Raw genomic sequence first — 7,109 nt, 5'->3', positions numbered from 1 at the left:
CCCCGGCCGGAGCATGTCCGGGCCTCCTGGATCGAATCCGGCAGGATGTTCGCTCCAGGCCTGCAGGGTGGTCCGGCCCCGGCGGGCGGCGCAGGCCTCGGCTTCGGCCAGCAGCCTGCTTCCCACGCCCCGCCGCCGGTAGTCGGGATGTACGGCCACAAAGACGTACCCGTTGCGCGGGTTGTCCCGCAGCGACAGCTCGAGCAGGGCGCGCCCGACGTGCCGGTCCCCGTCCCTGGCCGCCCAGAGATACGTCACCGAGTAGTCGTTCGGCCGCGCCCCCTCGAGCCTCACTGCCGGGCTCACCCAGAAATCGTTGTTGCCCCAGATCAGCCCGTTGACCAGGTTGGCCAGCTCGGCGGAGGCGGCAAAGTCCGCACCGCCCGGGCCCTGAAGGGCGGGCGGGATCGGCAGCGGCGCGATCTTGATCGAGGTCGTGGGCATGCGTGCTCCTCGGCGCGAGGCAGTGATTGAGTAGTGCCAATCACATTACTGCATCCCGCCGCGCCGCACTATCTCCCGCTTAAACGGGCTATGGCCGCAGCATCTGCTGCGGCCATAGCCGAAGTGTGCGCCGTTGCCGGCGAACCTGAAGTCCCGGTTAGGCCTCCACGGCCACCTTGGTGACGTTCGGGTCCACGGAGATGCCCGGGCCGAAGGTGGTGGTGATGGTGGCCTTCGCGATGTACCGGCCCTTGGAGGCCGACGGCTTCAGGCGCAGCACCTCTTCCAGGGCGGCGGCGTAGTTCTCCACCAGCTTGTTGGCGTCGAAGGACACCTTGCCGATGATGAAGTGGAGGTTGGCGTGCTTGTCGACGCGGAAGTCGATCTTGCCGCCCTTGATGTCGTTGACGGCCTTGGTAACGTCCGGGGTCACCGTTCCGGTCTTCGGGTTCGGCATCAGGTTGCGGGGGCCGAGGACCTTGCCCAGGCGGCCGACCTTGCCCATCAGTTCCGGGGTCGCCACGGCGGCGTCGAAGTCGGTCCAGCCGCCCTGGATCTTTTCGATCAGGTCGTCAGAGCCAACGAAGTCGGCGCCCGCGGCGATAGCGGCCTCGGCCTTGTCGCCGGTGGCGAAGACCAGCACGCGGGCGGTCTTGCCGGTGCCGTGCGGCAAGTTCACCGTGCCGCGGACCATCTGGTCTGCCTTGCGCGGGTCGACGCTGAGGCGGAAAGCCACCTCGACGGTCGCGTCGAACTTGGACGGGTTGGTCTCCTTGGCGAGAGTGATTGCCTCGACCGGGGCGTAAACCTTGTCCGCCTCGATCTTGGCTACAGCTGCCTCATATGCTTTGCTGCGCTTTGCCATCTGCTTTTTCTCCTTGTGCAGTTGTGGTCTGCGGACCGCGCCCGGCCCTGCCACAACGACGGCGGTGTTCGCACCCGTGGCGAGCTGTGTCGCCGTCGTTTTGTGAATTGTCTTGGTGAAGGCCTTGCTGGACATCTGTCCTTCGGCCTCCGGGTTGAGGGTGTTTAGCCCTCCACCTCGATGCCCATGGAACGGGCGGTGCCGGCGATGATCTTGGCGGCAGCCTTGATGTCGTTGGCGTTGAGGTCAGCCATCTTGGTGCCGGCGATCTCATCGACCTGCGCCTGGGTCAGCTTCGCAACCTTGTTGGTGTGCGGGGTAGCCGAACCCTTCTGCACGCCTGCGGCCTTCTTGATCAGCTCGGCGGCCGGCGGGGTCTTGGTGATAAAGGTGAAGGAACGGTCTTCGTAGACCGTGATTTCAACCGGGATCACGTTTCCGCGCTGGGATTCCGTGGCGGCGTTGTACGCCTTGCAGAATTCCATGATGTTGACACCGTGCTGACCAAGCGCCGGACCAATCGGCGGGGCCGGGTTGGCGGCGCCTGCCTGGATCTGGAGCTTGATGAGGCCGGTGACCTTTTTCTTGGGGGCCATATCGGGTCCTTCTCTCACATTACGTACCGGCGGCACAGGAGCGTGCCGGCGGTGGTTGGCCGCCATGGCTTGGCGGCCGGCCGTGCGGATTCGGACAAAGCGGGTCCGTATCCGCACGAAGTCTTGGTTAGTGGATCTTGGTGACCTGGCTGAACGAGAGCGTCACCGGGGTTTCGCGCTCGAAGATGGTCACCAGCACCACCAGCTGCTGGGATTCCGGCTTGATTTCGGAAATCGTTGCCGGCAGCGTCTCGAACGGCCCGTCGTTGACGGTGACGGACTCGCCGACCTCGAAGTTGACGGTGATCGGCGTGCTCGGTGCCGTCGACTTGCCCGCAGCCTTGCCGCCGGCTTCCGTCTTGGTGCCCGTGATGGTGTGCTCCAGCATGGAAGCAACTTCCTTCAGGCTCAGCGGCACCGGGTTGTGGGCGTTGCCGACGAACCCGGTCACGCCGGGGGTGTGGCGGACGGCACCCCATGAGGCGTCGGTCAGGTCCATCCGGACCAGCACGTAACCCGGGATGCGCACGCGCTTGACCAGCTTGCGCGTGGTGTTCTTGATCTCCACGACCTCTTCCATCGGGACCTGGATCTCGTAGATGAAGTCTTCCATGTTCAGGGTCTGGATGCGGGTCTCCAGGTTGACCTTCACACGGTTTTCGTAGCCGGCGTAGGAGTGGATGACGTACCAGTCGCCGGGCTGGCGGCGCAGCTTGGCACGGAAGGCTTCGAGGGCTTCCTCTTCGGTCTGCTCAACCTCTTCGGCTTCTTCGGCCGGCCCGGTCTCCTCCGGGGCCCCGTCGGCGGCCTCGGCTTCGGTCAGGTCCGCCTCGGCGGCGGCTTCGGCGGCCTCGTCGAGGACGGGGGCGTCGTCGGCGGCCTGGTCAAGCTCGCTCGCCAGATCGGCACCGGCAGCCTCTTCTGCAGCGTCAACGCCAAAAGCCGGCACCTCGTCGGCGCCGGTCCCGGTAACCTGCTCGTCGGCTTCCAGCTCCGCGTTCTCTTCGGAGTTCTGGGCTTCGAGTTCCTGGTCGGACACTTAGCTTCCTGCTTTCTTCTTCAGCTCACTTGACTCGCGGCGGCTTTGCGCCGTCGTCGTATCCATCCGTACGGCTGCCGCAACGCGGACGTTACTGTTCGGGTATGCCGTCTCCGAAGACGAAGAACGCGCCCTGGCCGAAAACCAGATCCAGTGCCGTGACGATCAGCATCATGACCGCAACAAAAGCGATCACCACCAGCGTGTAGTTCAGCAATTCCTTGCGGGTCGGCGTGACGACCTTTTTGAGTTCGGCAACGACCTGGCGGACAAACAAAATGATCCGGGCGAAGAGACCGCGCTTCTCGGTCTTTCGTCCGGTGGGGCGTCCCTGGGGACTGCTGGAAGACGTATCGGTCAACCTGGCCTCACTCATTCTGTCCGGTGTCCGGCCCCCGGACGGCCTCGGCCGGCCTGGACCGCTGCTTCGTGCTGGGATGCTGAACTGCTGCAGTTTGTGCCTGCGGCGGTTCTGCGCAGGGCAGACAGGACTCGAACCTGCAACCTGCGGTTTTGGAGACCGCTGCGCTACCAATTGCGCCACTACCCTATGGAGCCGAATACTGCCGGATGCCCCCGCCGCGCGGGCATGGAACATCATGGCGTTTTCAACACCGAAGATCCAGTTTACGCCAGCGATGCGCCGACGTCGAACCGAACCCCGTTTGCCGCCCACAAGGCGACTGATCCATTATGCAACATTTCCGCCGGCCCGCTGACCAAGGGGCCGTGCGGGCACCCGGCAACGGGCCGTACCTCCGACGGGCTGCACCCGGACTCGGCCTGCACCTAGACTAAGGAACAGTCCTACACGCTACTGAAGACGGGAACACCATGCCTGCCAACGCCCGCGTCTCCCGGCGCATTGCGTCCATCGCCGAATCCGCCACCCTCGCCGTCGATGCCAAGGCAAAAGCGCTGAAGGCTGCCGGGCGCCCGGTGATCGGCTTCGGGGCGGGCGAACCGGACTTCCCGACCCCGGACTACATCGTGGAGGCCGCCATCGAGGCCGCGCGCCAGCCGCGCTTCCACCGCTACTCCCCCGCCGGCGGCCTGCCCGAACTGAAGCAGGCCATCGCGGACAAGACGCTGCGCGATTCCGGCTACCGGGTGGACCCCGCCCAGGTGCTGGTGACCAACGGCGGCAAGCAGGCCGTGTACGAATCCTTCGCCACCTTGTTGGATCCGGGCGACGAGGTCCTGGTCCCCACGCCGTTCTGGACCACCTACCCCGAGGCGATCCGGCTGGCCGGCGGCGTCCCGGTGGAGGTCTTCGCCGGGCCGGAGCAGGGCTATCTGGTCACCGTCGACCAGCTCGAAGGCGCGCTGACCGACAAAACCAAGGTGCTGCTCTTCGTCTCCCCGTCCAACCCGACCGGTGCCGTCTACCAGCCGGAACAGGTTGCCGAGATCGGCCGGTGGGCCGCGTCCAAGGGCCTGTGGGTCATCACCGACGAGATCTACGAGCACCTCACCTACGACGGCGTGCCCTTCACCTCCATCGCGACGGCCGCGCCGGAGCTGGGCGACAAGGTCGTCATCCTCAACGGCGTGGCCAAGACCTATGCCATGACCGGCTGGCGGGTGGGCTGGATGATCGGCCCGAAGGACGTGGTCAAGGCCGCCACCAATATGCAGTCCCACGCCACCTCCAACGTGGCCAACGTGTCCCAGATGGCGGCGCTGGCCGCCGTGTCCGGACCGCTGACCGCGGTGGACGAGATGAAGGTTGCCTTCGACCGGCGCCGCAAGGCCATGGTCGAGGGCCTGAACGCCATAGCCGGCGTCGAATGCCCGACGCCGGAGGGCGCGTTCTACGCCTACGCCGACGTCCGCGGGCTGCTGGGCAAGGAATTCCCGACGGCGGACGGCACCATCCGTCCGGCGACCTCCGCCGAGCTCGCCGCGCTGATCCTCGACGAGGTCGAGGTCGCCGTCGTTCCCGGCGAGGCCTTCGGGCCGTCCGGCTTCGTGCGGTTGTCCTACGCCCTCGGCGACGAAGACCTGGCTACCGGCGTCGGCCGGCTGCAGGATTTCCTGGCGAAGGCCAAGTAGCCGCCGGATACGCTCCCGGCCGGACTGCCGAGGGGCAGCCCGGCCGGGTGGCGTTCCGGCTACTTTTCCGGCTGGGATTGGTGGGCCGGATTGCCGTGGAACGGCGGCACGACCCGTGGGCCCGAGGTTTCCGGCTGCGCCGCGGAGCCGCCCTGGCTTCCGCCGACCTCGGGCATGTCCGGCACCGTGGTCCCGCTTGGCTCTGCTCCGGCACGCAACTCCTCGAGCCGGCGCTCGAGGACCTGGACGACCGGGAGCCGGTTCCCATGCTCCCGCTCGTAGGTCAGGAGCTCGGTCATTCCCTGCTCGTCCAGCCCGGTGATCCGGGTCGGGAGCGTGCCCAGGGGTATGTGGTCGTAGTCCGGCAGCGGCAGTTCGTCGTGCCGTGGGGAGTCGGTCATGGATCCTCCTGCGCTCGTCGGTCCTGACAGTGCCCCCAAGCTACCACCGGCGCCTGGGGGTACAACAGGGCCCGGCGCCCCTGCTACAGGATCCGGCGGTCAACAGCCCAGCGGGTCAGTTCGTGCCGGGAGGACAGCTGTAGCTTGCGCAGCACGGACGAGACGTGCGTTTCGACGGTCTTGATGGAGATGAACAGTTCCTTGGCCACCTCCTTGTACTGGTAGCCGCGGGCGATCAGCCGCATGACCTCCAGTTCGCGCGCGGAGAGCTTGTCCAGTTCGTCGTCAACGTTGGCTACTGCTGCGGTGCCGAAGGCGTCCAGGACGAACCCGGCCAGCCGCGGCGAGAAGGCCGCGTCGCCGCCGGCCACGCGCTCCACGGCGTCGGATATTTCGGCGCCGGAGATTGTCTTGGTGACGTACCCGCGGGCGCCGGCCCGGATGACGGTGACGACGTCTTCGGCGGAGTCGGACACGCTCAGCGCCAGGAATTTGGTCTCCGCCAGCAGGTCGGTGCAGCCCGCGACCACCTCGGCCCCGCCGCCGCCCCTGCCTCCGGGCAGGTGCACGTCCAGGAGCACGACCGCGGGCCGCTGCTCGTGGATGGCCGCGATCGCTTGCTCCACGGTCGCGGCCTCGGCGACCACCTCGATGCGCCCGTCCAGGTCCGCTTTCAAGCCGGAACGGAAGATGGCGTGGTCGTCGACGACGACCACGCGGATGGGTTCGGTCACGATGCGGTTCCTTCCTGGGGGTGCTGCAGGCTGAGATGGACTTCGGTGCCGCTGCCGGTGTTGCGGATTTTTGCCTGGCCGCCGTGCCGCTCCATCCGGCCGATCAGTGATTCGCGCACGCCCATCCGGTCCGGCGGCACGGCGGCGGGCTCGAACCCGGGACCGCGGTCCCGGACGAAGATTTCGCTGCTGCCCGGCGTGCATTCAACGTAGACGGAGATGGGGCCGCCGGCGTGCTTCGCCGCGTTCTGCACCGCCTCCCGGGTGGCGTGCACCAGGACCTCGTGCCGGTCGGTCATGGCGCTGTCGCCCACGGCGACCACGTCCACGGGATGCCCGTAGGCGTCTTCGATTTCCGCGGCCACCGCCTTCACGCGGTCCACCAGGTTGCCCTCTTCCTGCCGCCTGTCCCGGTAGAGCCATTCGCGCAGTTCCCGTTCCTGGGCGCGGGCCAACCGGGTGACGTCGTGTTCCGAACCGGCGCGGTTCTGGATCAGGGCGAGCGTCTGCAGCACCGAATCGTGCAGGTGCGCGGCGATCTCCGCGCGTTCGGTTTCCCGGATCCGGCCGGAGCGTTCCGTCTCCAGGTCCCGCCAGTACTTCAGCACCCACGGCGCCAAAACCAGCAGGACCCCGGCCAGGACGGCCAGCGAGGCAAACAGCGTGGGCCACATGGCCTCCCAGGTAATCGAACCGGACACCATGGTGACGATGCCGGCCACCACTAGGACCAGCCCGGCCAGCAACCGCACGGCGCCTTGCGCCCCGGTCGCCCCGGCGCGGTCCATCAGGCCGCTGCGCCGGGAATCATCCAGCTGCATCCAAGCGATCACCGCGCCGGCCGCGATGGCGAGGACCGGCAGCCAGGTCCCCCACGGCAGGTTGATGCCCGCCAGTTGGGCGACGACGGCGCCGCCCGCGAGGACCAGGGCCGCGCCGATCAGGATTTCCTTGCCGCCGCGCTGCATCAGCCGC

Annotated in this window: 9 protein-coding genes and 1 tRNA gene; 1 reads left to right on the top strand and 9 read right to left on the bottom strand. The window is 67.2% G+C overall.

The window, feature by feature from the left end:
* From AC5RUJ_RS08315 to AC5RUJ_RS08290, 6 genes are all read right to left on the bottom strand, one after another.
* A partial coding sequence (locus AC5RUJ_RS08315; RefSeq protein WP_494155753.1) for a GNAT family N-acetyltransferase occupies positions 1-444 on the bottom strand: 444 nt, incomplete at its 3' end.
* A gap of 157 nt (positions 445-601) precedes the next feature.
* The gene (rplA, locus tag AC5RUJ_RS08310; protein ID WP_494000506.1) at positions 602-1,309 is read right to left on the bottom strand and encodes a 50S ribosomal protein L1; all 708 of its coding nucleotides are present in this window, start codon (positions 1,307-1,309) and stop codon (positions 602-604) included.
* A gap of 164 nt (positions 1,310-1,473) precedes the next feature.
* The gene (gene rplK / locus AC5RUJ_RS08305) at positions 1,474-1,905 is read right to left on the bottom strand and encodes a 50S ribosomal protein L11 (protein ID WP_493979247.1); all 432 of its coding nucleotides are present in this window, start codon (positions 1,903-1,905) and stop codon (positions 1,474-1,476) included.
* Between the two features lie 127 nt (positions 1,906-2,032).
* Positions 2,033-2,944, bottom strand: coding sequence for a transcription termination/antitermination protein NusG (gene nusG, locus AC5RUJ_RS08300; RefSeq protein ID WP_494000507.1), 912 nt, complete (start codon positions 2,942-2,944; stop codon positions 2,033-2,035).
* A gap of 91 nt (positions 2,945-3,035) precedes the next feature.
* Positions 3,036-3,320: a preprotein translocase subunit SecE gene (secE, locus tag AC5RUJ_RS08295; protein ID WP_494025431.1), complete on the bottom strand. Its 285-nt coding sequence runs from the start codon at positions 3,318-3,320 to the stop codon at positions 3,036-3,038.
* A 101-nt stretch (positions 3,321-3,421) separates the two neighbouring features.
* Positions 3,422-3,494 (bottom strand) — tRNA-Trp (locus tag AC5RUJ_RS08290).
* A 284-nt stretch (positions 3,495-3,778) separates the two neighbouring features.
* Between AC5RUJ_RS08290 and AC5RUJ_RS08285 the strand changes: the two genes are divergently transcribed.
* Entirely contained in the window at positions 3,779-4,999 is a 1,221-nt protein-coding gene (locus tag AC5RUJ_RS08285) for a pyridoxal phosphate-dependent aminotransferase (RefSeq protein ID WP_494022477.1), read from the top strand.
* Between the two features lie 59 nt (positions 5,000-5,058).
* Here the strand turns inward: AC5RUJ_RS08285 and AC5RUJ_RS08280 are convergent, their stop codons facing one another.
* From AC5RUJ_RS08280 to AC5RUJ_RS08270, 3 genes are all read right to left on the bottom strand, one after another.
* Positions 5,059-5,400 (bottom strand): DUF8129 domain-containing protein, encoded by a 342-nt coding sequence (locus AC5RUJ_RS08280; protein WP_494012740.1) that lies wholly within the window; start codon positions 5,398-5,400, stop codon positions 5,059-5,061.
* Between the two features lie 83 nt (positions 5,401-5,483).
* Positions 5,484-6,134 (bottom strand): LuxR C-terminal-related transcriptional regulator, encoded by a 651-nt coding sequence (locus AC5RUJ_RS08275; RefSeq protein WP_494128883.1) that lies wholly within the window; start codon positions 6,132-6,134, stop codon positions 5,484-5,486.
* Positions 6,131-7,109 (bottom strand): sensor histidine kinase (locus AC5RUJ_RS08270; RefSeq protein WP_494155752.1); only part of this gene is annotated, 979 nt, incomplete at its 5' end. The genes AC5RUJ_RS08270 and AC5RUJ_RS08275, both read right to left, overlap by 4 nt.

The organism is Arthrobacter sp. Y3223164 (assembly GCF_059091005.1).
This window is presented reverse-complemented; position numbering and strand designations above follow the sequence as displayed.